The sequence below is a fragment of the Acinetobacter sp. Q85-2 genome, assembly GCF_013420555.1.
Classification (GTDB): domain Bacteria; phylum Pseudomonadota; class Gammaproteobacteria; order Pseudomonadales; family Moraxellaceae; genus Acinetobacter; species Acinetobacter indicus.
Window position 1 is genome coordinate 1 of the sequence record NZ_VOXW01000032.1, and the last position, 25,750, is coordinate 25,750.

The 25,750-nt window shown below is 44.5% G+C and carries 26 protein-coding genes, 1 tRNA gene and 3 pseudogenes; 18 read left to right on the top strand and 12 right to left on the bottom strand.

All coding sequences use genetic code 11. The annotated features are described in order from the left end of the window. The 4 genes and pseudogenes from FTT68_RS13235 to FTT68_RS13250 form a co-directional block, all read left to right on the top strand. Positions 1–112: pseudogene (locus tag FTT68_RS13235) on the top strand (IS982 family transposase); the annotation flags it as partial. A gap of 20 nt (positions 113–132) precedes the next feature. Beyond that, on the top strand, positions 133–561 hold the full coding sequence (locus FTT68_RS13240) for a restriction endonuclease subunit S (RefSeq protein WP_373685562.1): 429 nt from the start codon (positions 133–135) through the stop codon (positions 559–561). A gap of 77 nt (positions 562–638) precedes the next feature. Further along, positions 639–1,454: a DUF6694 family lipoprotein gene (locus FTT68_RS13245; protein ID WP_158651065.1), complete on the top strand. Its 816-nt coding sequence runs from the start codon at positions 639–641 to the stop codon at positions 1,452–1,454. Positions 1,455–1,569: 115 nt separating this feature from the next. Then, a complete protein-coding gene (locus FTT68_RS13250; protein WP_180175419.1) occupies positions 1,570–4,446 on the top strand; it encodes a type I restriction endonuclease subunit R in 2,877 nt (958 codons plus the stop codon). A gap of 166 nt (positions 4,447–4,612) precedes the next feature. Here the strand turns inward: FTT68_RS13250 and FTT68_RS13255 are convergent. From FTT68_RS13255 to FTT68_RS13280, 6 genes and pseudogenes are all read right to left on the bottom strand, one after another. Then, positions 4,613–5,032, bottom strand: a pseudogene (locus tag FTT68_RS13255) (ATP-binding protein); the annotation flags it as partial. 51 nt (positions 5,033–5,083) lie between these two features. Further along, positions 5,084–5,830: an ATP-binding protein gene (locus FTT68_RS13260; protein WP_180175420.1), complete on the bottom strand. Its 747-nt coding sequence runs from the start codon at positions 5,828–5,830 to the stop codon at positions 5,084–5,086. A gap of 10 nt (positions 5,831–5,840) precedes the next feature. Beyond that, the gene (locus FTT68_RS13265; protein ID WP_180175421.1) at positions 5,841–6,401 is read right to left on the bottom strand and encodes a DUF1376 domain-containing protein; all 561 of its coding nucleotides are present in this window, start codon (positions 6,399–6,401) and stop codon (positions 5,841–5,843) included. A 68-nt stretch (positions 6,402–6,469) separates the two neighbouring features. Then, positions 6,470–6,718 carry a hypothetical protein gene (locus FTT68_RS13270; RefSeq protein WP_075168062.1) on the bottom strand — a complete coding sequence of 83 codons (249 nt, stop codon included), beginning with the start codon at positions 6,716–6,718 and terminating at the stop codon, positions 6,470–6,472. Beyond that, positions 6,711–7,892 carry a site-specific integrase gene (locus tag FTT68_RS13275; RefSeq protein WP_180175422.1) on the bottom strand — a complete coding sequence of 394 codons (1,182 nt, stop codon included), beginning with the start codon at positions 7,890–7,892 and terminating at the stop codon, positions 6,711–6,713. The genes FTT68_RS13270 and FTT68_RS13275 overlap by 8 nt, the downstream gene beginning before the upstream one ends. A 13-nt stretch (positions 7,893–7,905) precedes the next feature. Next, a complete protein-coding gene (locus FTT68_RS13280; protein ID WP_001054887.1) occupies positions 7,906–8,121 on the bottom strand; it encodes a hypothetical protein in 216 nt (71 codons plus the stop codon). 110 nt (positions 8,122–8,231) lie between these two features. Here FTT68_RS13280 and FTT68_RS13285 point away from each other — a divergent pair, with 110 nt between their 5' ends. Next, a complete protein-coding gene (locus tag FTT68_RS13285; protein ID WP_004280956.1) occupies positions 8,232–8,438 on the top strand; it encodes a helix-turn-helix transcriptional regulator in 207 nt (68 codons plus the stop codon). A 391-nt stretch (positions 8,439–8,829) separates the two neighbouring features. Here the strand turns inward: FTT68_RS13285 and FTT68_RS13290 are convergent. Continuing rightward, positions 8,830–8,905 (bottom strand) — tRNA-Gly (locus FTT68_RS13290). A gap of 232 nt (positions 8,906–9,137) precedes the next feature. Between FTT68_RS13290 and FTT68_RS13295 the strand changes: the two genes are divergently transcribed. The 5 genes from FTT68_RS13295 to FTT68_RS13315 all read left to right on the top strand — a co-directional run bounded on the left by FTT68_RS13295 (position 9,138) and on the right by FTT68_RS13315 (position 12,007). Next, complete coding sequence (locus FTT68_RS13295) at positions 9,138–9,446, top strand: BolA family transcriptional regulator (RefSeq protein WP_016658959.1); 309 nt, start codon at positions 9,138–9,140, stop codon at positions 9,444–9,446. Between the two features lie 32 nt (positions 9,447–9,478). Then, on the top strand, positions 9,479–9,871 hold the full coding sequence (locus FTT68_RS13300; protein WP_160241736.1) for a SirB2 family protein: 393 nt from the start codon (positions 9,479–9,481) through the stop codon (positions 9,869–9,871). Between the two features lie 80 nt (positions 9,872–9,951). After that, on the top strand, positions 9,952–10,794 hold the full coding sequence (locus FTT68_RS13305) for a ParA family protein (protein ID WP_005181342.1): 843 nt from the start codon (positions 9,952–9,954) through the stop codon (positions 10,792–10,794). A gap of 7 nt (positions 10,795–10,801) precedes the next feature. Continuing rightward, on the top strand, positions 10,802–11,194 hold the full coding sequence (locus FTT68_RS13310) for a hypothetical protein (protein WP_005181343.1): 393 nt from the start codon (positions 10,802–10,804) through the stop codon (positions 11,192–11,194). Between the two features lie 219 nt (positions 11,195–11,413). Beyond that, on the top strand, positions 11,414–12,007 hold the full coding sequence (locus tag FTT68_RS13315; RefSeq protein ID WP_016658963.1) for a LysE family translocator: 594 nt from the start codon (positions 11,414–11,416) through the stop codon (positions 12,005–12,007). On the opposite strand, the gene FTT68_RS13320 is transcribed toward FTT68_RS13315, so the two are convergent. Further along, entirely contained in the window at positions 12,004–12,642 is a 639-nt protein-coding gene (locus FTT68_RS13320; protein ID WP_005181345.1) for a DedA family protein, read from the bottom strand. The genes FTT68_RS13315 and FTT68_RS13320 overlap by 4 nt on opposite strands. 193 nt (positions 12,643–12,835) lie before the next feature. Between FTT68_RS13320 and FTT68_RS13325 the strand changes: the two genes are divergently transcribed. The 3 genes from FTT68_RS13325 (at position 12,836) to FTT68_RS13335 (ending at position 16,227) form a co-directional block, all read left to right on the top strand. After that, entirely contained in the window at positions 12,836–13,252 is a 417-nt protein-coding gene (locus FTT68_RS13325) for a DoxX family protein (RefSeq protein WP_016658964.1), read from the top strand. 229 nt (positions 13,253–13,481) lie between these two features. Beyond that, a complete protein-coding gene (gene guaA / locus FTT68_RS13330) occupies positions 13,482–15,050 on the top strand; it encodes a glutamine-hydrolyzing GMP synthase (protein WP_180175423.1) in 1,569 nt (522 codons plus the stop codon). 244 nt (positions 15,051–15,294) lie between these two features. Continuing rightward, a complete protein-coding gene (locus FTT68_RS13335; RefSeq protein ID WP_104472473.1) occupies positions 15,295–16,227 on the top strand; it encodes a restriction endonuclease in 933 nt (310 codons plus the stop codon). Between the two features lie 36 nt (positions 16,228–16,263). Here the strand turns inward: FTT68_RS13335 and FTT68_RS13340 are convergent, their stop codons facing one another. Beyond that, positions 16,264–17,532, bottom strand: a complete 1,269-nt coding sequence (locus tag FTT68_RS13340) for a GGDEF domain-containing protein (RefSeq protein WP_016658966.1) — start codon at positions 17,530–17,532, stop codon at positions 16,264–16,266. Positions 17,533–17,850: 318 nt separating this feature from the next. On the opposite strand from FTT68_RS13340, the gene FTT68_RS13345 reads away from it, so the two are divergent. Both FTT68_RS13345 and FTT68_RS13350 read left to right on the top strand, forming a co-directional pair. After that, a complete protein-coding gene (locus FTT68_RS13345; protein WP_180084116.1) occupies positions 17,851–18,798 on the top strand; it encodes a pirin family protein in 948 nt (315 codons plus the stop codon). Between the two features lie 131 nt (positions 18,799–18,929). Further along, complete coding sequence (locus FTT68_RS13350; RefSeq protein WP_180084118.1) at positions 18,930–19,589, top strand: glutathione S-transferase family protein; 660 nt, start codon at positions 18,930–18,932, stop codon at positions 19,587–19,589. Positions 19,590–19,634: 45 nt separating this feature from the next. Here the strand turns inward: FTT68_RS13350 and FTT68_RS13355 are convergent, their stop codons facing one another. After that, the gene (locus FTT68_RS13355; protein ID WP_075168056.1) at positions 19,635–20,255 is read right to left on the bottom strand and encodes an SPOR domain-containing protein; all 621 of its coding nucleotides are present in this window, start codon (positions 20,253–20,255) and stop codon (positions 19,635–19,637) included. Positions 20,256–20,340: 85 nt separating this feature from the next. Beyond that, positions 20,341–22,131, bottom strand: a complete 1,791-nt coding sequence (argS, locus tag FTT68_RS13360) for an arginine--tRNA ligase (RefSeq protein ID WP_180084120.1) — start codon at positions 22,129–22,131, stop codon at positions 20,341–20,343. A gap of 184 nt (positions 22,132–22,315) precedes the next feature. Between argS and FTT68_RS13365 the strand changes: the two genes are divergently transcribed. Beyond that, positions 22,316–22,594 (top strand): DUF2798 domain-containing protein, encoded by a 279-nt coding sequence (locus FTT68_RS13365; RefSeq protein WP_005181365.1) that lies wholly within the window; start codon positions 22,316–22,318, stop codon positions 22,592–22,594. 3 nt (positions 22,595–22,597) lie between these two features. Here FTT68_RS13365 and FTT68_RS13370 read toward each other — a convergent pair whose 3' ends face one another. Beyond that, the gene (locus FTT68_RS13370; RefSeq protein WP_168407612.1) at positions 22,598–23,203 is read right to left on the bottom strand and encodes a hypothetical protein; all 606 of its coding nucleotides are present in this window, start codon (positions 23,201–23,203) and stop codon (positions 22,598–22,600) included. Between the two features lie 366 nt (positions 23,204–23,569). Here FTT68_RS13370 and FTT68_RS13375 point away from each other — a divergent pair, with 366 nt between their 5' ends. Beyond that, positions 23,570–25,270, top strand: a complete 1,701-nt coding sequence (locus FTT68_RS13375) for an NAD-dependent malic enzyme (protein ID WP_016658973.1) — start codon at positions 23,570–23,572, stop codon at positions 25,268–25,270. A gap of 167 nt (positions 25,271–25,437) precedes the next feature. Then, positions 25,438–25,750, top strand: a pseudogene (locus tag FTT68_RS13380) (contractile injection system protein, VgrG/Pvc8 family); the annotation flags it as partial.

A 25,750-nucleotide genomic window follows, 5' to 3' on the forward strand; every position in this document is an offset into this window, starting at 1 on the left:
TAAAGCACGTAGTCTTCATGGATTTCTGAGTGGAATTTACGCCTCACTATGTGCATATCAATTAACCCATCAAAATAAGCCAACAATTCAAATTAAGGAATCATCGGCTTAAGCAGGATCCGGGTTAGATTAATTTTTTTAGATCCAGATTTTGCAAATAGCTATGAAAATAGAAAATTGAAAGTAAATGATATTGTGACGGTACATACAGGCGATGTAGGCGTTTCAAGCTTAATACCTGAAGAGCTAAATGGAGCAATTGGATTCGCAACAATCAATACTAGAGTAATTAATGAAAAAGTTAGCCCTTATTATTTAGTATGGTATTTTAATTCTAAGAAATTTATTAATTGGTGTGTAAACTATTCAACAGGTGACGGTCGGCAAAATCTTAATCTTAAAGATTTTAATACGGCTATCATTCCATTGCCATGCCTAGAAGAACAAACCAAAATTGCCGATTTTCTCTCTGCCATCGACCAAAAAATTGAAGTGGTGGCACAGCAAATTGAACAAGCCAAAACTTGGAAAAAAGGCTTGTTGCAGCAGATGTTTGTGTAAATTTTTTGATAGTCAAATCCATAAGTGGGTTTGGCTTTTTGCTTATTAAAAGCATCATGTATTATATGAGGGTTAACATGAAAAAATTGATCATTGCTTCAGTGTTTGCTGCAGTATTACTTAGTGGATGTAGTAAGGGGCCATTGGATACTACTTTTGATTTGACTAACTTGCAAACATTAACGGATTCATCCAAAAAAATACACGGGGAACTGCCAGAACAAGAGTCAGAAATTGTTCAATGGGCTATTAACACGCTGAATATAGGTACAGTAGAGTCTATTGAAAAATTTAAAGAGCAATATGGTGCTGATATTACTTATCGAAAAATTGTGAAACTTGCTGTAGATAATCGCAAGCAAGCAGTTTTTGATGAATATGAACGGTTGAAGTCTATCGAAAAAGATTGGACTGATATCTATAATGACTTATCTAAAATTAAAGCGAGTAATATAAGTTTAGGTACAAGCAGTGAGTTTTTTACTCGTGGCAAGCCTTTAGTTTCTTTTGATGTGCATAATGGAAGCAAACAGGATTTATCCTCAATCCAGTGGGAAATCGATCTTTATTTAGATGATGAGCAAGAACCTTATTCAACTTATACAGGTATAGATAGCTATACCTATGGTAGTAAGAAAAATGGTTTAAGAGCAGGTGAAACTGTACATCGTTCAATTGCAATCGATACCTTTGGTTTTAATGACAATGCAAAAAAATGGACTGATTTAAAAGCACAAAATGCTAAGAAAAAATCTATAGCCGTTACTGTTATTCCAACTTCTGCTAAAGATTTTTCAGAAGAAAATCTAATCACAGGAAACGTTCCAAAAGCATTAAAAGCGTATGAGGCTGAGAAGAATTTAATCGTAAATGCTGAGAAAATGATTAAATAATTTAGTTTATTAAAAGCAAGAGCAATTAAACATCATATCTAGGTATGGTGTTTAGCATGTTAATAATTGAATAAATCAAGCAACAGCATATCGATAAAATGGTTTTGAGGGTGAAATGACAGTACAAAGCGAATACCAACTTGAAAATGAACTGATCGGCCAGCTACAGCAATTGGGTTATACCTCAGTCACGCTCAAGGATGAAAGCCAGCTACTGTCCAACCTGAAAACCCAGATTGAACGCGCCAATGGACTTGCGCCACTGTCAGAAACGGAATGGAAACACGTCATCAGTTTTTTAAATACAGGCACCGTGTTTGAACGCGCCAAGAATCTGCGTGATCTGTTCCCAGTCAAATTTGATGATGGAACCAGTAAACACCTTTTTTTCCTGTCTGATGATCCTAGCAAAAATATCTATCAGGTCACCAACCAGATCACCATTGATCACCGTGACTATAATGGCAGAACCAGCCGTTTTGATGTCACACTCTTGGTGAATGGTTTGCCTTTGGTACAGATCGAGCTGAAAAAACGCGGCATGGAAATCGCCGAAGCCTTTAATCAGACACAACGCTATATTCGTGAAGCCTATTGGGCTGGGCAAGGGCTATTTGGCTTTATTCAGCTGTTTGTCATTAGTAATGGTGCCAATACCCGTTATTACTCCAACGGCACCACAGGCATCGAGTTTGCCTTTCCATGGGCGGATGTCCATAACAAACACATCAATGAAATTGTCGACTTTGCCGAAGCTTTTTTCAATCAGCAGCATCTGACCCAAATGCTGACCCAGTACATGGTGCTGCTAGAAACCACCAAAAGCCTGATGGTGCTACGTCCCTATCAGATTTATGCAGTACAGAAAATTGTGGAGCATGTGCAAAACTCCGATCAGAACGGCTATATTTGGCACACTACAGGTTCAGGCAAAACCCTGACTTCATTTAAAGCCAGTCAGATCATCATGCAAATGCCCGATGTAGAAAAGGTCCTGTTTGTGGTCGATCGTAACGACCTCGACACGCAAACCTCACGCGAATTTAATGCTTTTAAAGCCGACAGCGTGGACAGCACCGATAACACATCGACCTTGGTGAAACAGCTGGATCAACGCCACGACAAACTGATTGTGACCACCATCCAAAAACTCAATCGAGCCATCAGCACCGACCGTTATTTAGAATCGATTGATTATCTTAAAAATAAAAAAGTGGTGTTTATTTTTGATGAGTGTCACCGTAGCCAATTTGGTGATACCCATCAAAACATCAAAAAATTCTTTAGTAATGCACAAATGTTTGGTTTTACCGGTACGCCTATTTTTGAAAAGAATAGCCAAAGCAAAGCAGGTTTAAAACTGACGACCGATTACCTGTTTAATGAGTGTTTGCATAAATACGTGATTGTGGACGCCATCCGTGACCGTAACGTATTGCAGTTCCAGATTGATTATCGGGGCAAATACACCGCCAAAGGCATGGCGACGAATGACAGTTATGATGAAGACGTAGAAGGCATCGATACCAAAGAACTGTATGACAATCCGCAACGCCTTGAAATGATTGCCCGCTACATTGTCAATATTCACGATACCAAAACCCGTAATCGTGAATTTACGGCAATGTTCTGTGTCAGTTCGGTCGAAACACTGACCCAATATTACGACCTCTTTGAAAAGGTGCAGGCTGAAAAGCAAATTGAAGATGAAGCACAAGGTCGGATATTTAAACCGTTGACCATTGCCACCATCTTTTCTTATGCGGCAAATGAGGCTGTACCGACTGATGACTTAAATGGCTTAATTCATGAAGAAGCCGCAGATATTCCAACTCAGGTCAATTCATCCAGTCGGGATAAGCTGGATCGCTACATTGCCAATTACAACCGACAGTTTAAAACCAACTACAATTCTGGTGATCAATTTTATGCGTACTACCGCGACATTGCACAGCGCGTAAAAAACAGACAGATTGATATTCTAATTGTGGTCAATATGTTCCTCACGGGCTTTGACTCTAAGCCGCTAAATACCTTGTATGTCGATAAAAACCTGAAATATCATGGCTTGATTCAAGCATTCTCTCGTACCAACCGTGTCTACAATGATAAAAAACCATTTGGCAATATCATCTGTTTCCGCAATCTAAAACGTGCAACGGATGAAGCGCTGGCACTATTTTCCAATAAAGAAACGACCAAGATCGTCCTTGTTCCAAGCTATGCGGAAATCGAACAGGATTACCAAGCAGCGGTGAGCAAACTGTTTGCCTTAACGCCCAATTACCAATCAGTCGATGATCTTGTTACAGAAGAACAGCAACTTGAATTTATTAAAGCTTTCCGTGAAGTGATGCGCTATAACGCGCAATTACAAACTTTTATTGAGTACGATCAAGACCAAACACAACTGGATAAACAGCACTTTGCGAATTTCGCCTCTAAGTATGCTGACCTATGTCGTGCCGTTAGAAAGACGACCAAGAAAGAAAAAGTATCTGTACTTGATGATGTCGATTTTCAACTGGATTTACTGCATAGTGATCGCATTAATGTTGGTTATATCATCAACCTGCTACAGCTTGTTGTTGATACAGACTTAGAGGACAAGCGTAAGAAGTACCAAGCGCAAATTTACGATTTAATCAGTAGCGATATTAGTTTGCACGATAAGCAAGACCTGATTCAAAAATTCATTGAAGAAAACATGCCGAAGATGATCAACGGCCAAAGCGTCCAAACGGCTTTTTCTGAATTCTGGGATGCTGAAAAAGAACAGGCCTATCAGCATCTTTGTAAAGAAGAAAACCTGAAACCAGAAGCCATGAAGCAGGTTCTGGAGCATTATGAGTTCACCAAACGCCTACCACGTAAAGAAGAGTTGAAGGACTTACCAAACTATAAGGTTAAGCTGTTTGAGCGGGAGAACGTGTTTAGCAATTTGCTGGTCAAGACACGCCAGTTGATTGAGAAGTTTTATGTGGGGTTTTAAATTGTCAAAGAAGTAAAGCACCTTAATGGTGCTTTACTTCTTTAGGTGTATGCATTTGTTCCACCCTTTCTAAGACAGTGGCAGAGAACCGGTGTCAACGGCATTCTAAAATTGACCCCTTTTACCTTACAAATGGCAAAGTAAAATTGACCCCTTTGATCTCGTATTAAGTTTCAACCTGAGGCTGAATCCCTATTCTTTTTTTATCCTTCAAACGATAACTCTCCCCCGATATTTGTACCACATGACAGTGATGCAATAACCGATCTAACATCGCAGCGGTCAACGTGACATCATCCTCAAACGACTTAGACCATTGGCTAAATGGTAATTTACTCGTCAATATCGTACTGCCTTTTTCATAACGCTTGGCAATCACGTTAAAGAACAGATTCGCTTCTTCACGTCCAAAGGGCAAATAACCAATTTCATCGATAATCAATAATTTCGGGGCGAGTATCACGCGTTGCATATAGGTTCTCAATTTACCTTGCTGATAGGCTGTACTGAGTTGCAGCATGAGATCGGCGGCGGTAATAAACCTGGTTTTGACATTGCTCATGATGGCCTTATAGGGAATCTTTAGAAAGAAAGCCAATCATCTCAGCAAGATAATTGGCTTAAGTGAGAGTTACGATTATCCGCTTATTCGTCGGTCATCCCAATAACACGGTACTACAATCAAATTGTTTTCATGTAATCGTGACCATAATCGGACACCTAAATCCCGCTGCATATTTTGGACTGTGAAATTGGAAATCAGCAGGGTAGATTTCATATTGTCATAACGACTATATAAGACCTTATGCACCATCTCTAGGCGTTTTTCATGCCGGTCATGCAGGCCATATTCATCAATCACCAATAAATCAAAACTGGAGAAATGGTCGATGACTTCTTTCTCAGAGCGTGAAGTATCTGACCAAGTATCCATCATTTTTTGAGCAATTTCTGCACTGGTATAGTAGCGTGCAGATTTTGTACTGTTATGCAGAATGTTACGAATAATTGATGCACTCAGATGGGTTTTACCTGTACCTGGTGTACCAATCATCAACATGTTCGGGTTGTGGTCAGAAATAATCTGTTGTGCAAAGGCCTGACATAGCTTGATGGTATTGTCTTGTGCAGGGCATGCAACTACATAATTCTTGAAGCCACGATCCAGGTAGCGTTTATTGAGCCCTGAGTTTTTAATTTTTTGCTGCAGTAATCGCTGTTGCAGTTCGTCCTCATAGGTTGCATGTGACGACTGGACAGTTTCTTTGGCACACAATTTACAGAGTCTGTGACCCGCAATTTCCATTAGGGGTATATGATGGGTAGGGCAAGCTGTTTCCGTTGTTTCTGCGCGAAACTGGAGCGTTTTAAGCACGGTATTCATGATTATTCTCCTAAATCCATTTGGAACTTTCTAAAAAATCCTCATTTTTTTCTTCAAAGTTTGAAGATGAAGATGAAGATGAAGATGAAGATGAAGATGAAGATGAAGATGAAGATGAAGGGCATGATTCAAGCATGACTTGAGTAATACTCGGGCTCTTCTCAGGAGCTGCTTGAGCATTTACTTTTCGTTGCTTGGTTGATGCTTGAGCATTACTTGCGGATTTCCCCCAACGTGCTTGAGCTGCATTTTTAGCTTTATCAGATTTCATTTGCTGATTTTGCAATGCCTGGCTTTTTAAACTGGTTAAAAAATTTGAATGAATCTGCTCAGATTCGACTTCAAATAATTCCAGGGCCATTAGGGTATTCAACAAAGTTTTAGCCTTGGTATGTTGCGATAATTTTGTAATGCTGCATACAGTAGCTAGGTCATAAGGAATGGCACCATTTTTCCAGAAATCCATCATTAACAGCAGTGCCGCACCAATTTGTTCTGCCGTCATTCGTGCAAATTTTGCCTGTAAGTCGCCAATATATAGTGGCATCCAAATTGAAATATCTTTATGCATGTGTTCACCTTTTTATAGGTATAAAGGGGCTAAGGTCATCGACTGGATGACCTTCTATGTTTGTTTTATTAGTGAGCTAGGCTCATTAACCGGATACGGGCCTGTTGGGCCAAGTCATCGTAGTGGGCTTGCCCTTCATCCAGCATTCGCTGTAGCCAGAGTCTTAATGCTTGGTGATCATCGAAGCATTTATTGATTTCCAGCAAAAAGGCCAGATTGTGCAGTTTGGGAATGTGTAGCTCATGGATTAATTCACGAGCGACCATATCTGCTTCAGCGCTGACGACCACACCACCAAAGAAAGCTTTACTATTCATGTGCAAGCTCCTCTGTATTTAGTTTTTCCAGCATGGCTTCAAATGCACTGCCATCGCGGCGCGTAACATTGGGGATGTAACGGCTATAGACCCGGAATAGCATTTCAGTCGTTGAATGTCCCAATTGACGTGCGATCCATTCCGGATTTTCTCCTGCCGACAGCCAAAGAGTTGCTGCTGTATGACGTGTTTGATAAGCACGACGAGGTTTTAGCCCTAAATAGCGTAGCAGGGGATGCCAGACACGCTTATTGACCAGGCGATAATCAAGCGGCCCACCATCGCGATTACAAAATACAAATTCTGATTTTCCAGAATTTAAGCTTTTTTGTTGCAGAAAGGCCTGATAAACCCGATCACTCATCTGGATCGTGCGGTCAGAACCATAAGTTTTAGTTCCACCAAGCTGCCCATTCACCAATGCTTCACGAATGTGGATTTCCCGACGTTGTAAGTCCACATTTTTCCATTGCAAGCCATCGATCTCACTGGTGCGCATACCTGTGAAAAATCGAACAGTATAATAAGGCTTAAAATCATCACGAACTGTGGCAAGGATTACGTGTACTTCCTTTAATGAAAAAGGTGTTACTTCAATCTTTCCTTGCTTTAAGTTCTTGATATTTTTATAAGGGCTATCAAATTCATATCGTTCGGCAGCACTATCGAGTATCATACGAAGCACTATCATAATCTGGTTGATTCTTGATGGTGAAAGGCATTCTTGGTTTTTTCCGTGAGTCACTTTGGCGAGGGATGAACGGAATCCAAGAATGTCTGACTTTTTAATATTAATAACAGGAATTGCGCCAAAAAAAGGGATCAAGTACTTTTTGATTACAATTTGAATTTTCTCCTTATAGCTTGTACGCCACTCTATTTCTTTATCAGTGAACCAGATTTCACAGAACTTTGAAAATAGAGGTGTTTTAGAGCTGATTTCATTTACTCTGTTTTCTGCATTTTTGATTTCTTTCAAACGAGAACTTTTTGGAAAGTACTTAGCATAGTCAAAAATACCCAATAAGATTTCCGCTTCCATTCGCTCAATCACTTTTTCAAGCTTTTTGCGATTTGGAGCATTGTCTTCAAGAGCTGTTGTTTCACGACAACGGATGTTTAAGTATCGAAAATCGACACATAACTTACCGTATCTAGTACGGATGGCAGCCATAATAATATCCTCCTTATTGAAGTTGTAGGCTGTGTAGCGAGCCTAAAGTGGTTTTAGTCATATCTTCTTCAATACGCTCCCATACATATAAAATTTTGCGTCCACCAAAAGGGCGGATGTAATGAATACCTTCGATTAGAACGCTATCCTTTAACTGATTACGAATGGTACGTTCGTTATAATGGATTCGTTCTGCCAATTCTTTTGTAGTAATATAAGTAAGATTCATGTTTGTATCCTTTTATAAAGTATCACAATGGTGTTATTTAAGATCACAATGCAATAATAAATGTGTTTAATACATCATGCAAGTACTTTATTACACAATGGTGGTAATTAATGATAGTTTGTAACTTGCCTGTTCTTTTGGCGGAACGAAGAATGAAAGTGGCAGATGTAGCTCGGGCAACCGGAATGAGTAAGACGACTTTACATAAGCTTTATAATGGTCAATCAACTCGTATTGATTTTGAAACATTAGAAAAATTGTGCGTATTGTTAAATGTAGACGTTGGTGATTTATTAAAGTTCAAGCCAGATGAATAATTATTGCTAATAAAAAGCGTCATATAATTTAATAATTTTCTAGTTAGTATATTGTTTTTATTAAGTATTTTTGGTGACCAAATTTGGTCACCATTTTTTATAAGAGATTAAAAAGCTTTAATGAAAGCCATAAGGGAGTGCTTCAGGTTTTTTTAAAAATTACTCAGTTCATATTGAGTAGAATTCATGCAAAAACTTAAACATGTTGATCTATAGTTGACATTGATAGGGCACGTTTTGGTCACTTTTGGTCACGTAAGCCCACTCTTAACTGATCTAACTTAACTTTTTACTCACTTTGAAGCTGATAGCTTTATAGACTGAAAGAAAAAATGTTATTTAAAATCAACAACGAAAAAGCCCCAATCTTTCGATTAGGGCTTTTTGAATTTGGAGCGGGAAACGAGACTCGAACTCGCGACCCCAACCTTGGCAAGGTTGTGCTCTACCAACTGAGCTATTCCCGCATGCGGTGTATAATACATTATGCAAAAACAGGGTCAATAACTTTGTGAAAAAACTTGTGCTGATTGCATAAATAAAAGCCATTTTGACCAAGGTTTAGATGATTTCTGCTGTGAAATCAGCCCATAGCGGCGGTTCAGGCGGGAAAAAGCCGGTTTTCAGCCGGTCGCCACAATATCGCAAAAAGAACAGGGTATACTAAGATTAATCTCAGGCCTTTTTGGATGCATGATCATGAGCATAGAACAACAACTGATTGAACGCTTACACACCCTGAACCCGACACATTTAGACGTGGTGAATGAATCTTCTGGTCACGGCGGCTATTATCCGGGGAAGGAATCTCATTTTAAGGTGGTAATCGTCAGTGAACAGTTTGCCGGTTTACGTCTGGTGCAGCGTCATCAACAAGTCTATGCCGCGGTCGGTGATCTGTTAAGTCCAAGCAAGATTCATGCGCTGGCAATTCATGCCTTTGTTCAGGATGAATGGCAAGGACAGGATACCTCAAGCCCGGAATGTGCCCACGCCCCGAAACAATAACCCCGAACAAGAAATAGAGATCAGAACAGTTCATGGAAACCCAACTTTTACTTAAAATTATTCATATGACCAGCATCAGCGTATTGCTGGTCATTCTGCTGGCCCGTGGCCTGACCTTATTTAAAGGCGTGCAGGGCAACCAGCCCAATCCGGCCGGACGCACACTATGGGTGGCGCTACAACATTTATCGGTTACGCTGATAGTAGTAACCGGAATTGTGCTGCTGGCATTAAAGGATTTTCAGGTCGAAACCTGGTTTTATGCCAAAATCATTTTATTCCTGGTGATGCTGTCTTCGTTAATGAAAGCCTACCGTAAAACGGACAGTATTTTACTGGTGCAACGCCGCGCCGGCTGGGGCATAGCCCTGGTTGCATTACTGGCGATTATCGCCTTGGTAATGATCAAGCCAAGTTTTGGTTAATTGTTCGACAATAATGTCTATCTCTCGGCTATACTTCGCTACACTTGAGCCAATTAGAATATAAAATCAGAGGGATAGACATGCGAACACGTGTGGTCTTTAACCAGAAAGGCGGCGTTGGAAAATCCAGTATTACGGTCAATCTGGCCGCTATCAGTGCCCATCAGGGCTTTAAAACCCTGGTCATTGATTTGGACCCGCAAGCCAACTCCAGCCAGTATTTACTGGGGGATGATGCCACCTATTCCACCCATAAGCCGGCACTAGAACCAAATATCCAGAACTATTTTGAAGAAGTGCTGGGCAATACCCAAAGCAAAGGCTTAATTGGCAATGCCTTGGGCTCGATCTTAAAAAGCCGCGCCAAAGGTCTGGAAGCCTATGTGCATCAATCGCCCTTTCCAAATCTGGATGTAATTCCAGCCAGTCCGGACCTGGGCAGTCTGGCCCATGCCTTAGAAAGCAAACATAAAATCTATAAATTGCGGGATGCCTTGGCCTCACTGGCCGGGCGTTATGAGCGGGTCTTTATTGATACACCGCCGGCGTTTAACTTCTTTACCTTATCGGCGCTGATTGCGGCTGACCGGGTATTAATTCCGTTTGACTGCGATGTGTTTTCCAAACGTGCCCTGCACAGCCTGATTGAAAATGTGCTGGAAACCCAGGAAGATCATAATGCCGAGCTGGAGATTGAAGGCATTGTGGTGAACCAGTTCCAGGCCCAGGCCAAGCTGCCACGAGAAGTGGTCGAGCAGCTGAAAGAGGAGCAGTTACCGGTATTTAACAGCATGCTGCCACCCTCAGTCATCATGAAAGAGTCGCATCATAAAAATCTGCCGCTTATTCATTTTGCTACAGATCATAAATTGACGCAGGCCTATCAATCGTTGTTCAATGAGATTGAACAGAAACAATCCTGAGATGGGCATGAAAACACTGTATATCAGCCTGCTGGCTGCCGGAACCTTGCTGCTGGGTGCCTGTGCCACGACGGTTAAACCGACCTATGTCTCGCCTACACATTATCAGGCGCTGAACTGTCAGCAGCTGCAAAGCGAATATAACCGGATTCAGTCCTATATTGATCAGGGCGTACAGGCGCCTAAACGGACCGGCGTTGGTGTGGGGGTGGGTCTTGGCGGAGGCTGGGGCAGTCGTGGCGGCTGGGGCATTGGCCCAAGTGTTTCGGTCAATATGGGACAATCATCGAATACCAAAAATACTGAACTGGCACGGGTGCTGGGCGAGCAGGAAGCCATTGTGCAGGCGGCGCGTTTTAAAGGCTGTCCAATTGTTGTACGCACCAAGCAGGCCAGTTAAGGCTTCGCATTTTTCACGCTGGGCTGGCAGTTTATGCGAGTCACGGCGTGAAAAATCTTAGCAAAATGTTTCAGAAAAAATTATTAAAAATCTTAAATTTAAATAAAAATAAAGGCTTTTTTATCTGTCCAAATATCCTCCCAGTCGTGAGAAAAACTTGTCAGTTTTTATCAAATTAATATAAGGTGTGCGCCTAATTTCAGGTAATTTCAGGTGTCTATGATTGAAAGTTGGCTGTTTGTGCTGGCAATGATTGCGGTTCTGCTTATTCCGGGACCAACCAATGCTTTGCTTGCAAGTTCAGCACATCAACATGGGATTGCCAGAACCAGTTTATTTGTGCCTGCCGAGCTGCTCGGCTATTTATATGCCATCAGTTTGTGGGCGCTGCTGATTCATCTGACCGTCCCAATCTGGCCGTATTTAAGCCATATTCTGCATGGCTTGAGCGCACTATATGTGCTGTGGACGGCTTTTCATTTGTGGAAGCATGCGCATCTGGTCAAGCATAACCAGCTCAACCCGTCTATCCGCCCGCATCAGCTGTTTTTTGCCACCTTAAAAAATCCCAAGGCACTACTTTTTGCTGCCGGGATTTTACCGACTGAAACCTGGGATAATCCGACCAATTTCTTGATGGTTTATGCAGTGTTCTGTCTGGTGCTGTTGCCGACTGCGCTGTTCTGGATGTCTTTTGGTCGCGCGATTTTATCGGGAGAATCCAAGCAAATAAAAGCCGATCTCTTGTATAAAGGATCGGCCATGTTGCTGGTGCTGTGTGCTTTTCCGGTTATTCTGCGCTTTTTCGCTTAAGCGCGGACCTGCTTTTTCAGCTTCTGGCGGGCAAAACCAATCACCCCCGGCAAGACACTTAAAATAATGATGCCAAAAATCAGATAGGTAAAATTCTCTTTCACAATTGGCATGTTACCAAACAGATAACCCAGGGTAATAAATGAGCCAATCCAGCAGAAAGCGCCCACTACGTTATAGGTCAGAAAGTATTTATAGTTCATGCTCCCGGCACCGGCAACAAAAGGGGCAAAGGTGCGGGCAAAAGGCACAAAACGGGCAAAAATAATGGTTTTACCGCCATGCTTGGCAAAGAATTGCTGGGTGGCAATCAGGTGTTTTTTATTAATAAAGCGTGATTCAATTTCAAATACCCGTGGCCCAATATATTTACCAATATGATAGTTCAGGGTATCGCCCAAGACAGCGGCAATAAACAGTAAGCCGCCCAATAACCACGGATCCATGGCACCGGTCGAGGCCGCCAGCGCACCGGCTGCAAATAACAGGCTGTCTCCCGGTAAAAAGGGCATCACCACCAGACCGGTTTCAACAAAAATAATCAGAAACAGGATGGCATAAATCCAGACCCCATAATTGGTAATGAACTCAAGTAAATGCGCATCAACATGCAGGATAAAATCAATCAGTTCCATGAGGGAAAAACAAGCAGAAATGTAGTCAAATCCTATCAGTCCGGTTGGTGAAAGTCAGTAGAAAAACGTAAATAAATTTCCGCTGTCATCATTCTAAATTTGCAACGATACATCTTTGAAATGGTGATTTTTTGATCTTCGGCCAGTCCCTAAGATAGCAGCATCTTTTTACTGATCTGCTCTAGGTTCTCTCATGTTTAATCCAAATACTGTGGTTGCCAAAATCTTTCAAACCCCTGCCTTAAACAACCTGTCGCTGCTACTGGCGCGTGTCTTGCTGGCTTATATTTTTATTGTGTCGGGCTGGGGCAAAATTGCCGGCTATAGCGCAACGGTGGGCTATATGGAAGCGATGGGGGTGCCGGGTGGCCTGTTACCGCTGGTGATTCTGCTGGAGCTGGGTGGTGGTCTGGCAATTTTACTGGGTCTGCAAACCCGTCTGGTGGCATTGGCACTGGCAGTATTCAGTTTGCTGACTGCATTTATGTTCCATGGTGCACCGGAAGATGCAGTTAACCTGATGAAGAACCTGGCGATTTCAGGTGGTTTCCTGCTATTGGTGCTGCAAGGTGCAGGTAAACTGAGTCTGGATCATCTGATTGAAAAATAAGATGTGATGCAGGGAAATGATGTCCCGTCATTCAGTACAGGCAGCTCCGGCTGCCTTATTTTTTTGCCCAATAAATAAAAAATACTATTGAAGAAGAGGGGCGGGAATATCTGCCGGTAGCGGCCTGATTCGGGGATCCGCACAGACTGATCTGAATCTTGTGTTTAATGCGCAGAAAAAATGCTAGAATACGGCGCTTATATTCGTTTGCCTCTCATAGTTGTTTGTCATGACTACCAATACTCAAATTACTGAAGATCGTATCCTGATTCTGGATTTCGGTTCTCAATATAGTCAGCTCATCGCACGTCGTGTTCGTGAAGCTGGCGTATATTCTGAAATGTATGCCTATGACATGTCTGAAGAAGACATTCGTGCATTTAATCCAAACGGTATCATCTTGTCGGGTGGACCTGAAAGCGTTCACCAGGAAGGCAGCCCGCGTGCACCACAAGTGGTGTTTGAACTGGGTGTGCCAGTATTGGGCATTTGTTATGGCCTGCAAACCATGTGCGAACAGCTTGGCGGTAAAGTTGAGCCAGGTACTGTCCATGAGTTTGGCTATGCAGAAGTAGACATCGTGGTGCGTGACCAGCTGATTGGTAACCTGCAAGACCGTGAAAACCAGCTGCATGTCTGGATGAGCCACGGCGATAAAGTTGCCCGTATTCCGGAAGGTTTCCAGGTGACAGCGCAAACTCCAAGCTGCCCAATTGCCATGGTATCTGACGAAACACGTCGTTTCTACGGCATCCAGTTCCACCCGGAAGTAACGCACACTTCTAAAGGTGCGGAATTACTGTCGAACTTCGTACACCAGATTTGTGGTTGTCGTGGTCTGTGGACACCAGAACATATTATTGACCTGCGTGTAGAACAGCTTCGTGCACAGATTGGCAATGAAAAAGTATTGTTAGGTCTTTCAGGTGGTGTGGATTCATCGGTTGTAGCGGCACTTCTGCACAAGGCAATTGGCGATCAGTTGACCTGTGTATTTGTAGACAACGGTTTGCTGCGTTTAAACGAAGGCGACCAGGTTATGCAAATGTTTGCAGACAACATGGGGATCCGCGTGATCCGCGCTGATGCTGAAGATCGTTTCCTTTCTGCATTGGCTGGCGAAGTTGATCCAGAGAAAAAACGTAAAATCATCGGTCGTGAATTCATCGAAGTCTTCGCTGAAGAAGCACGTAAGCTCGATGGCGTAACCTTCCTTGCACAAGGTACGATTTATCCAGACGTGATTGAATCTGCCGCCAGCAAACAGGGCAAGGCGCATGTAATTAAATCACACCACAACGTGGGTGGTTTACCGGATGATTTGGCTTTTGAACTGGTTGAACCGTTACGTGACCTGTTTAAAGATGAAGTACGTAAACTGGGCACCACTTTAGGTCTGCCACACAGCATGATTTACCGTCATCCATTCCCGGGTCCAGGTTTGGGCGTGCGTATTCTGGGTGAAGTGAAAAAAGAATATGCCGACATTTTACGTCTGGCTGATGACATCTTTATGCAGGAACTGCGTGCCAGCGGCTGGTATGACAAAACGGCACAAGCCTTTGCTGTATTCCAGCCAGTGAAATCTGTTGGGGTGGTGGGTGATGGCCGTCGTTATGCCTGGGTTGTTGCCCTGCGTGCCGTTGAAACAGTTGACTTTATGACAGCACGTTTCGCGCACCTGCCATATGATCTGGTAGATCGTATTTCAACTCGTATCATGAACGAGATTAAAGACGTTTCACGTGTGGTATATGACGTATCGTCTAAACCACCTGCAACAATTGAATGGGAGTAATTCAGGGCTTTCGGATAGTACTGCTGTCCGCCTGAATTACGCCAAGGGCTGTGCCCGCGGCAGTGGGGTTTTACGAAGCATTGCTTTGTGCCTGAATTACGCCATGAGCCCATTTTAAAGCATTGCTTTTAAAATCGGCGCAAGGTGCGCGGCAGTTTAGAAGCCCGAAATTATTTAAAAAAGAGCGCTTAAGCGCTCTTTTTTTATTTATACTGAATAAAAATAAAATCTTAAGTTTAAAAATATGTCTTTACCTACATACGATCAGTTAATGCTTCCTTTAATGAGATTATTGTCGGAATTAGATCAGCCCATTAAAATTTCAGATGCTGCTGATGTTTTAGCTGAACGTTCAAATCTGTCTGAAGAAGATTTAAATCAAACACTGCCAAGTGGAAAAAATATATTTAAAGATAGAGTTTCATGGGCAAAGACATATTTAGTCAAAGCAGGCTTAATTCAGCAGCCTAAAAGGGCCTATTGTGAGATCAGTGATTTAGGAAGAACAATTGATTTAAAAAATTTAAATGCTATAACCAATGAATTTTTAGCCCAATTTGACGGGTTTAAAAGTTTTAAATTTGGCAAGAAAAATGAAGATGAATCGGAAGTTAAAACTTTAACAGATGCAGAAAGTTTAAATGTTTATCCGGAAACACAAACACCTGAAGAAACGATTCAGACTACGACAGAATTATTAAAGTCTAATTTGAAAAATGATTTACTTCAGATCATAAAAGATAAATCTCCTTTATTTTTTGAACGACTTGTTGTCGATCTTCTTGTCGCTATGGGGTATGGCGGTTCACATCAAGATGCAGCGCAAGCAATTGGAAAAACGAATGATGGTGGAATTGATGGTGTAATCAGCGAAGATCGCTTAGGTCTGGATAAAATTTATATTCAAGCAAAACGCTGGGAAAATACCGTGGGGCGTCCTGATATTCAGCAGTTTAAAGGCGCTTTGGCAGATCAGGTCGCCAAGAAGGGTGTTTTCATTACAACTTCAAGTTTTAGTAAAGAGGCAATTGAGTCTGCGAAGAAATCAGGTATTGTTTTAATTGATGGCAATAAGCTGACCTCCTTGATGATTGAATTTGGTTTAGGGGTACAGATAGAACGGAGTTTCCATATCTATAAAATCGACCAAGACCGTTTTGATGAAGATAATTTCTAATTCATTTTGCAGAGCGCCTCGGCGCTCTTTTTGCATTTAAACCACCCAGGAAATATTGGACGGGCAGGCCGGTTTTTTCGGTTCACTCATGCCAATATCATAGTGCAGCACACAATTACGCCCATGTTGTTTGGCCGCATATAAGGCAATATCAGCTTCTTTAATTAATGTGGTTAAATCAGGCTGCTCGGCTTTAAGCTCAGACACGCCAATCGAAACAGTAAAATTCAGGCTGATATTCTGGCCAATATAAATCCGGTGCTGGGCAATTTTGGTTCTTAAACGTTCGGCAATCAGCAGTGCATCCTGCAGACTGGTTTCGGTGAGTAAAGCGGTAAATTCCTCGCCACCAAAACGCGCCAGAATATCCTTGCGCCGCATTTCCTTACGGGCAATATCAGCAATGGTCTGCAGCACCTGATCACCGACATCATGACCATGGGTGTCATTAATCTGCTTGAAATAATCGACATCAAACATCAGCAGGCAGGTCGAAGCATGCTGCGGCCATTCATGTACCTTATGCTCGGCAATATGCACAAACTGGCGGCGGTTGCTGAGTTGGGTCAGCTCGTCGGTATGTGCCAGCTCTTGCAGAATATGGAAATTCCAGTCATTCAGCATGGTTCTGAGAAAATTACGCCGTGCATTCAGGGTATTGGTCCAGCTGATATATAAACTGAACAGCCAGATTGGCAGATAGACCAGCGCAAAAATAATGGTTTCAATGGCGCTGGTTAAGTTAGATACGCCTAAAAACACCACGGTACTGATTAAAAACGAGGTATATAGCGCCGGCTTAAAGCGCACCTGAATACACAAATTGGCCAGCACCACAAAAATGACCGAGGCATAGATATAGATATCGATATAGGGGCTGTTCGACAAGGACATCAGATAAAACCACAGGCCGGCACAAACCAGCGTGCCGACCGGTAAAATCTGGTCATGGATCCGGATATCTTTCACATATTTGAACAGGAAATAATTAATGCTGATGGCCAGTACAATCACGATGACTCTGGCGATACCGGAGAGCAGACTGACATCGGGCAGTACAAAATAATCGGCGAAAAAGTACAGTAAAAATGCCAGCTGGCCAATGTGATTGACCTGTTGTAAATACAGCTTCTGGTGAATGGTCTGGAATTTATAAAAATAGTCTTCAAACTGGGGCGGAATACGGGCAGCCGGATCTTGCAGGGCCTGTTCCAGGGCCTGACGACTTTCCAGGTCGCACTCTGACGCTTGTAAAATATGTCGATCAGAATCATCGGGTGCAAGATCTGTTGAATTCGTCGACATTCTAATCCGATTTCCCATCTTCATAGAATTGCCCCAAGTCGTTAATAAAATCAAAGTAATAGTATAGCTTTGACGATTAAAAAAAGACCTCCCTAAATATGGGTAATTTGCTGAAAAAAAGCCTCAAAACGGCAGGAAAAGAGAGGAAATTGTGCGCTGGTGCTCACATGAATCCTTACAACAAAAAGCGATTTTTTGATTGTTCTGCCAGGAGAATGCTGCATATTAACTGAACTATAGCAAACTCATGCAGCATCCGCGTATAAGATAAACAACAAGATGAGCGACATGGAACATCGCCAGAGTTAGGATACAACTATGACCAATGCCAACTATACCGAACTGTCCCATTCAGACGATTGTGAAAAATATATCCAGCAGTTTATTCAGGAAGTGCCGCTGCGCCGTGCAGAAATCGGGCAGGGCACCGTCATTAAACGCGCCTTGCCCAGCCGTCATAAACGCATGATTGGCGCCTGGTGCTTTTTAGACCATGCCGGTCCGGTCAGCTTTCCGCAGGGTGACGGGCTAGATGTCGGACCACATCCGCATATTGGCCTGCAAACCTTTACCTGGATGATTGAAGGCACCCTCATGCATACCGATAGTATCGGCTCCAAACAATTGATCCGGCCGAAACAGGTCAACCTGATGACAGCCGGGCAGGGGATTTCGCATACCGAAGTCGCGCCAGAGCAGGAAACCCACATGCATGCGGCCCAGCTGTGGATTGCCTTGCCGGATGCCAAGCGCAATATGCCGCCGCGTTTTGACCATTATCCTGAATTGCCGGTGGTGTCACGAGATGGGGTTGAATTTACTGTGCTGGTCGGGGAGTTTCTGGAAACCCGTTCGCCGGTTGAGGTGCATAGCCCGTTACTGGCAGTGGACTTAACTGCGGCAGAAACGGCACGCACCCGGCTTCAGCTGAATCCGGCCTTTGAATATGGCTTTATGGCGTTGGAAGGTACGGCGCATATTAACCAGCATGAACTGAACGAAGACAATATGGTGGTGCTGGAGCCGGGTCTGCAGGACATTGAGATTGAACTGCACCAGGGTGCACGCGTACTGTTACTGGGCGGTGAGCCATTTGAATCCGCGATTTTACTATGGTGGAACTTTGTCGGACGTACCCAGGACGAGCTGAGCGAGGCACGTGACCAGTGGGTCAATCAGGACCCGCGTTTTGGCAGCATTCCAGATTATAATGGGCCACGGCTGGAAGCACCGGCCCTGCCAGATAAAATGCGTGCTTCACGTTAAGCAGGCATGATGAATTGAACTTCAGGCCCAAGCGTCGCGATCGATGGATGGGCTTGATGATGCTGAGTTGCTGCAACCGGTCAAGGTAGCCGGTGGTTCTTTATTTCAAGAAAAACAATCAGAGTATCATTATGATTACTGTGCATCATCTGGAACAGTCGCGTTCCTTCCGTATTTTGTGGGCCTTAGAAGAACTGGGCCAGCCTTATCAGATTGAATTTTATCGCCGTTTACCGAGTTTTGCCGCGCCACCAGAGTTAAAACGGGTGCATCCGCTGGGTAAAGCACCAATTTTGACAGATGGTGAGCAGCCGATTGCCGAATCTGCGGTGATTTTAGAGTATTTACAGGAACAGTATGATGTGGCGCAGCAGTTCAAGCCAACACGTCCGGCCGATCAGCAGCAGTACCGTTACTGGATGCACTATGCCGAAGGTTCACTGATGCCATTGCTGGTGATGCAGCTGGTGGCCAGTAAAGTGCCGCAGCGCGCACCCTGGCTGATTCGTCCGGTGGCAGCAAAAGTCAGTGAAGGTATCCAGCAGGGTTTTATTCAGCCGCGACTCAAAGATCATATCCAGTTTCTGGAAGATTATCTGGCCACACATGACTATTTTGCCGGCACATTTTCCTTTGCCGATATTCAGGTGGCCTTTCCGCTACAGGCCTTGCAAAGCCGTACTGATGGCAAATATCCGCAGATTGAGCGTTATCTGCAGCGACTGGCACAGCGCGAGGGCTATCAGCGGGCGTTCGCTCGTGAACAGAAGCTAGAGGCACAGTTGGCCTAAACAAAATTTGAAGCTATAAAAAAAGATGCTTGCGCATCTTTTTTATTATTGGCGTTTCACCACAATCGAATCAATCCCGCTATGTTGCAGGGTTTGCTGAGCAATTAGCGCCGCCTCTGCAGAGGTATATGGCCCCGAAATTACCCGATACCAGGTTTCACCACCTTCTACGGTTTTGACCACATCGGCGGACAGACCATTCAGAATAATTTCAGCTCGACGTGCATCGGCGGCATCCGGATCGGTATAGCTGCGGACCTGCAGAATATAGCTGGCAGGCGCGGCCACGGGCGGTTCAGTTGGCGTGATGCCCGCCGTCGCTTCACTGGCGGCTGCGGGCGCTGCCGGCTCAACAATTGGCGCTTCGACAATCACCACTGCCGTCTGTTCTTGGGTTTCAGGTACGGCCTGCTCCGGAATTGGTGTTACCTGTTGCTGGGGCAGCAGGTCATAGAAGCGGTAATCCTTGTTGGTGTCTTCCTGATAATGTTCAGAAGTGATCTGGCCTTTTGGTGGCACAGGTTCCCACGGCTTCCACAGCATTAAGGCCACTGCGAAACATAACACGACCAGAATCACCACCAGTGTGCCTAACCAGGTCGGAATGAGTGGTTTTTTGGGCTTATTTGGTCGTTCTGATACACCGCGTTGCGTTTTTCCAAACACGAGGGAACCTCTTTATTCTGATTATTGGCTGATTGGCTGGACAGGTGCGTGATGGTACGCCTGCCCAGCAGAAGAATGTCTTGGTTTACATGCTTTCAGGTGCAGAAACACCTAATAATTCTAAACCATTGCGCAAGGTTTGTTGTACGTTTACTGAAAGCAATAAGCGGGCTTGAGTAAGCGCAGCATCATCATTGAGCACTTTGTGTTCATTATACCAGCCGTGGAATAAAGCTGCTAATTCTTTCAAGTAGTTACCCACCTGATGGGGTTCGCAGGCATTGGCAGCACGGGTCACAATTTCAGGATAGGCCGCCAGCTTGGCAAGAATTTCAGTTTCAGCCTCCAGTTCCAGCTTGGCCGCAAACTGACGCGCGTCAAGCGCATTAAAATACACGCCTGTGCTGGCCGCTTTTTCCAGCATACGGCAGATACGCGCATGTGCATACTGGATGTAATACACCGCATTGTCTTTGCTTTGTGAGACTGCTAAATCCAGGTCAAAGTCGATGTGCTGTTCAGATTTACGCATGACGTAGTAGAAACGTGCTGCATCGTTGCCGACTTCTTTACGCAGGTCACGCAAGGTCACGAACTGGCCAGAACGGGAAGACATCTGAACCATCTCGCCGCCGCGCCATAAGCTGACAAACTGCACCAGTAAAACAGTTAGTTTTTTCGAGTCATACCCCATCGCATCAATTGCAGCTTTTACACGAGAGATATAACCGTGGTGGTCAGAGCCCCAGATATCAATCAGGTCGGTATAGCCACGTTGTAATTTGTTCAGGTGATACGCAATGTCTGAAGCGAAATAAGTGGTTTGACCATTACGACGTTTGACCACGCGGTCTTTTTCATCGCCAAACTCAGTCGATTTAAACCAGATGTTGCCATCTTGCTCATACAGATAACCACGCTGATCCAGCGTTTGCAGCGCTTCATCAATTTTTTCAGTTAAAGAGGCTTCGCTAAACCACTGGTTAAAGGTTACGCCAAATTCACCGAGGTCATCTTTAATGTCATCCAGAATGGCTTTTAAAGCGGCCTGATGGAATACGCGATAGCCTTCGCCAATTAAAGTCTGTGAATTGAAAATCAGACCATCAATGTGTTTTTCTTTATCGCCAGACAGGACCACCTTGTTGCCTTCTGCATCCGGTTCAGCTGCATACTGCACATCTTCCGGCACATCTTTATAGACATCGGCCACTGGGCGTACGTAAGCATCACCATCCTGGTCGATAATGCTTTGCGCGATTTCTTTGACGTAATCACCCTGATAGGCATTTTTCGGGAACACCAGTTCCTGACCGGTCAGTTCCAGATAACGTAAGTAAGTTGATGTTGCCAGAATATCCATTTGACGGCCGGCATCGTTCACATAGTATTCACGATCTACGGTCGCGCCGGTGGCTTCGAGCAGATTGGCAACGGTCATGCCGTAAGCGGCACCGCGACCATGACCCACGTGCAGGCTGGACGTCGGGTTGGCAGAAACGAATTCAACCTGAATACGTTTGCCCGCGTTGACCTTGGTGCGACCAAACTGGTCTTGCTGCGCCTGAATTTGATCAAGAATGGCAAAACGCTGGTCGGCATTTAAGAAGAAGTTGATAAACCCCGGACCGGCAATTTCTGCTTTGCTGATATCTGCCACTTCTGGCAATGCAGCCAGAATTTTTTCGGCCAGATCACGCGGCTTCATGCCCGCAGCTTTAGAGGCAATCATGGCGATATTTGAGGCAAAGTCACCGTGGCTTCGGTCTTTGGTTCGCGTCAAATTACTGGTGTTGTTCCAGTCTGCTGGGAGGACACCTTCTGCTTGAAGGGATTGCACTGCATGTTCAAGAGCTGCTTGGATTGCCGTATTCATAATCAGTCGAAAAATAAATGTCGCAGAAAAACAGCAAATATAGCAAATTTCACTGTCTTTAGGTGAACCCATTTGTAGTGAATGAAGATTGTCCGACATTCTGCGCCATCTGTAGCCTGAAAATGCTAACATGGCCATGAAATAACCTGATCAATGACGGATTTGTCCCGCTGTAGGAGCATGCATGCACGCCAAACGTCCTGTAATTATCGCCAATATTCCTAAACTGCCAGCAAAATGGGCGGGCATTATTATGCCGCTGCTGCTGTCTGGCCTGATGAGCGGTATTATTTCAATGGTCAATATGCTGCGTGCGCTGGGCTGGGTCGAAGGGCTGATCACACTGTGGTTCCAGAACTGGATGATTTCCTGGGCCATTGCCTTTCCGGTGGTGCTGGTGGTGTTGCCGCTGGTGCGCCGTTTTACCGCGATGCTGGTGGATATGCCGGGCGCACCCAAATAGCATTTAGCCCGATGCACCAGACTCCTGACAGGACACCGGTTTACTCAGCAGATCGGCATTGCCATTCTGGAAGGTATAAAGCCGGGAGGCATTAAAAATCTTGATCACCTTGGCCTGCGCAATGGCTGCCTGGAAGCGTTTCAATGGCTCATCGGTATGTACATTAAAAGGATTGCCATAATTCTGATTGTCGAGCAGGAACTGGATCTGTCCGGCATTCGGATCATAAGCCTTTAACAATGTCTTGCCTTCGGCACTGCTCAGCGAGAAGGTTGGTCGCTGGCTGCTGATCTTGCAGTGCAGGGCCAGAGTCAGAATCACTCCATCCTGAGCCTTGTTTTTCAGCTGATAGCGTCCCAGCTGTTCATTTTCAATATAGACCCATTGTTGAGTCGGCATGCTGGCAGTAAATTTTTCCAGTTGCTCCAGGGTTTTTTTACTGATATCGACCACGCCATCTTTGTCGATTTTCGGCGCTTTGTCTTTACTGGAGAATAAACCGGTCACCTGATCGCTGACTTTTTCAGTGGTATTGGAAAGGGTCTGGCAGCCGCCTAACCCCAGCACAGCGGCCAAACCGCCCAGTGTAATCCATGGCTTGATATACATGATTTTTAAATATGTCGTTGTGTTTTGCCCCAGAGCATACCCAAATTGAGGCCAATTGAAAAATCTGCACTGGCTGCATGTAACAGAAAAACAGCGAAAAACTACATCCCGCAGGAACGGAGATTTGTAAGCTAAACAGGCAGGGGATTGATCTGGGTACAAAAAACCGCATTTTCGGCTTTGGGAAAGCGTTATTTCGTGACTGGATGCCGGATTGGACAAATTTATTCAGTACCTAAATTATCCACAAATCATTATCAATTTTCTAAATACCCCATTGTCCTCAAAACGGGCTAAGCTAGCTTATCTCCCAGAGGAACTTTTGCTTTGAGCCTCCTTCTGGATCATCGAATAATGAGATCGGAAATGACATCAGCGAATTCAGCCACCAAAAAACCGCTTTACATCCCTTATGCCGGAAACACGCTTCTGGAGCTGCCTTTGCTTAATAAAGGCGGTGCATTTACAGAAGAGGAACGCCGCCATTTTAATCTCCACGGTTTACTTCCACATGCCATCGAGAGCATTGAAGAACAGAGTCAGCGCTCCTATCAGCAGTATGTGTCGTTTAACGATGCCATCAACAAGCATATTTATTTACGAAATATTCAGGACACCAACGAAACCCTGTTCTATCACTTAATTGAGCATCACTTAAGTGAAATGATGCCGATTATTTATACCCCAACGGTCGGTGAGGCCTGCCAGCGTTTTTCCGATATTTATCGTCGTCATCGTGGCATCTTCCTGGCTTATCCGGACCGCGGCCATATTGATGACATTCTGCAAAATGTGAACAAGAAAAACGTGAAGGTGATTGTAATCACTGATGGCGAGCGCATCTTAGGTCTTGGTGATCAGGGGATTGGCGGGATGGGGATTCCGATTGGCAAATTATCCTTATATACCGCATGTGGTGGGATCAGCCCGGCCTATACCTTGCCAATTACTTTAGATGTAGGTACCAACAACCCACAACTGCTGGATGATCCAATTTATATGGGCTGGAATCAGCCGCGGATTACCGGCGATGAATACTATGCCTTTGTTGATGAAGTGATTGCCGCGATCCAGCGCCGCTGGCCAAAAGCGCTGATCCAGTTTGAGGATTTCGCTCAGAACAATGCGATGCCATTGTTAAACAAATATCGTGACCAGATTTGCTGTTTTAATGATGATATTCAGGGCACCGCAGCCGTTTCGGTGGGCAGTTTAATTGCTGCCTCACGTGCCGCTGGTAAACAGCTGAAAGATCAGGTGGTGGCTTTCCTCGGTGCCGGTTCTGCTGGTAGCGGCATAGCCGAGCAGATTATTGCGCAGATGATGTATGAAGGTTTAAGCGATGCCGAAGCGCGTGCGCGGGTATTTATGGTTGACCGTTTTGGCCTGATCACCGAAAACCAGCCGAATCTGCTGGACTTCCAGCGCAAACTGGCACAGCCGCCTGAACGGGTTGCAGCCTGGGGCAATGCCGATGATATGATTTCACTACTCGATGTAGTCAAACATGCCAAACCAACGGTATTGATTGGTGTATCGGGTCAGCCGGGGCTGTTTACCGAAGAAATTATTCGCACACTAACGGAAAATTGTGAGCGACCAATTGTAATGCCACTGTCGAATCCAACCTCACGGGTTGAGGCGGTGCCGGCTGATATCCTGCAATGGTCTGAAGGTAAGGCGCTGATTGCAACTGGTAGTCCATTTGCACCGGTGAATTATCATGGCAAGATTTATCATATCTCGCAGTGTAATAACTCCTATATTTTCCCGGGCATCGGTTTGGGTGTAGTCGCCTCCGGCGCGACCCGGGTCACGGATAGTATGTTGATGGCGTCGAGTAATGCACTGGCAGACTGTTCGCCGATGCTGCTCGATCCAGCAGCCGATCTGTTACCGGATTTAAATGAAATCCAGAAGGTTTCGAAAATTATTGCTTTTAAGGTGGCTAAAGCGGCGATGCTGGCCGGTGTAGCACCAGTAATCAGTGACGAGTTACTGGCAGAGGCGATTGAGGCGAATTTTTGGAAACCGGAATATCGCAGTTATCGCCGGATTACCTTTTAAAATATAGACAAACACCATAAGGAGCTTCGGCTCCTTTTTTGGGCAGCTGTTGATCGCAACTGGTCGGAAACAGGTGGTTTGTAGGCAAGAAATGAAAGCGGGAGGCTGGATTAAAAAATAAGCATTGTTTAGAATCGGGGCAAATTAAAACAATACCTTTTATAACAATGATAACCCGTGTTCATATCCATACTGCCTTGGAGCAGGCCGGCCTCAGCCCACAAAAACGTGCCCTCCATATTCAATTTTCTCAGCCGGCCTTAAATGCCGATGTTTTTTTACAGCGCATCGACGGTGAACACCAGCTCAATGACGGTTTACATGCCGAACTGATCTGTCTTTCGACCAATGCCCAGATTCCGTTAAAACAGTTTATCGGCGCGCAGGTTGCCGTCGATCAGGTCACTGACCAGGGCCAGCTATTTCGCAGCAGCGGTATTATCACCGCAGCCGCGCAAGGCCAGAGTGATGGCTCTCTCA

Bases quoted from the DNA above. Each gene is read 5' to 3' on its own strand.
- FTT68_RS13315 (WP_016658963.1), top strand. From the start codon at position 11,414: ATGATTGAAAGTTGGCTGTTTGTGCTGGCAATGATTGCGGTTCTGCTT.
- FTT68_RS13270 (WP_075168062.1), bottom strand. From the start codon at position 6,718: ATGAATAGTAAAGCTTTCTTTGGTGGTGTGGTCGTCAGCGCTGAAGCA.
- FTT68_RS13295 (WP_016658959.1), top strand. From the start codon at position 9,138: ATGAGCATAGAACAACAACTGATTGAACGCTTACACACCCTGAACCCG.
- FTT68_RS13375 (WP_016658973.1), top strand. From the start codon at position 23,570: ATGACATCAGCGAATTCAGCCACCAAAAAACCGCTTTACATCCCTTAT.
- FTT68_RS13280 (WP_001054887.1), bottom strand. From the start codon at position 8,121: ATGAATCTTACTTATATTACTACAAAAGAATTGGCAGAACGAATCCAT.
- FTT68_RS13300 (WP_160241736.1), top strand. From the start codon at position 9,479: ATGGAAACCCAACTTTTACTTAAAATTATTCATATGACCAGCATCAGC.
- guaA (WP_180175423.1), top strand. From the start codon at position 13,482: ATGACTACCAATACTCAAATTACTGAAGATCGTATCCTGATTCTGGAT.
- FTT68_RS13245 (WP_158651065.1), top strand. From the start codon at position 639: ATGAAAAAATTGATCATTGCTTCAGTGTTTGCTGCAGTATTACTTAGT.
- FTT68_RS13305 (WP_005181342.1), top strand. From the start codon at position 9,952: ATGCGAACACGTGTGGTCTTTAACCAGAAAGGCGGCGTTGGAAAATCC.
- FTT68_RS13275 (WP_180175422.1), bottom strand. From the start codon at position 7,892: ATGGCTGCCATCCGTACTAGATACGGTAAGTTATGTGTCGATTTTCGA.
- FTT68_RS13260 (WP_180175420.1), bottom strand. From the start codon at position 5,830: ATGAATACCGTGCTTAAAACGCTCCAGTTTCGCGCAGAAACAACGGAA.
- FTT68_RS13365 (WP_005181365.1), top strand. From the start codon at position 22,316: ATGCACGCCAAACGTCCTGTAATTATCGCCAATATTCCTAAACTGCCA.
- FTT68_RS13325 (WP_016658964.1), top strand. From the start codon at position 12,836: ATGTTTAATCCAAATACTGTGGTTGCCAAAATCTTTCAAACCCCTGCC.
- FTT68_RS13340 (WP_016658966.1), bottom strand. From the start codon at position 17,532: ATGTCGACGAATTCAACAGATCTTGCACCCGATGATTCTGATCGACAT.
- FTT68_RS13345 (WP_180084116.1), top strand. From the start codon at position 17,851: ATGACCAATGCCAACTATACCGAACTGTCCCATTCAGACGATTGTGAA.
- FTT68_RS13265 (WP_180175421.1), bottom strand. From the start codon at position 6,401: ATGCATAAAGATATTTCAATTTGGATGCCACTATATATTGGCGACTTA.
- argS (WP_180084120.1), bottom strand. From the start codon at position 22,131: ATGAATACGGCAATCCAAGCAGCTCTTGAACATGCAGTGCAATCCCTT.
- FTT68_RS13285 (WP_004280956.1), top strand. From the start codon at position 8,232: ATGATAGTTTGTAACTTGCCTGTTCTTTTGGCGGAACGAAGAATGAAA.
- FTT68_RS13310 (WP_005181343.1), top strand. From the start codon at position 10,802: ATGAAAACACTGTATATCAGCCTGCTGGCTGCCGGAACCTTGCTGCTG.
- FTT68_RS13250 (WP_180175419.1), top strand. From the start codon at position 1,570: ATGACAGTACAAAGCGAATACCAACTTGAAAATGAACTGATCGGCCAG.
- FTT68_RS13370 (WP_168407612.1), bottom strand. From the start codon at position 23,203: ATGTATATCAAGCCATGGATTACACTGGGCGGTTTGGCCGCTGTGCTG.
- FTT68_RS13350 (WP_180084118.1), top strand. From the start codon at position 18,930: ATGATTACTGTGCATCATCTGGAACAGTCGCGTTCCTTCCGTATTTTG.
- FTT68_RS13320 (WP_005181345.1), bottom strand. From the start codon at position 12,642: ATGGAACTGATTGATTTTATCCTGCATGTTGATGCGCATTTACTTGAG.
- FTT68_RS13335 (WP_104472473.1), top strand. From the start codon at position 15,295: ATGTCTTTACCTACATACGATCAGTTAATGCTTCCTTTAATGAGATTA.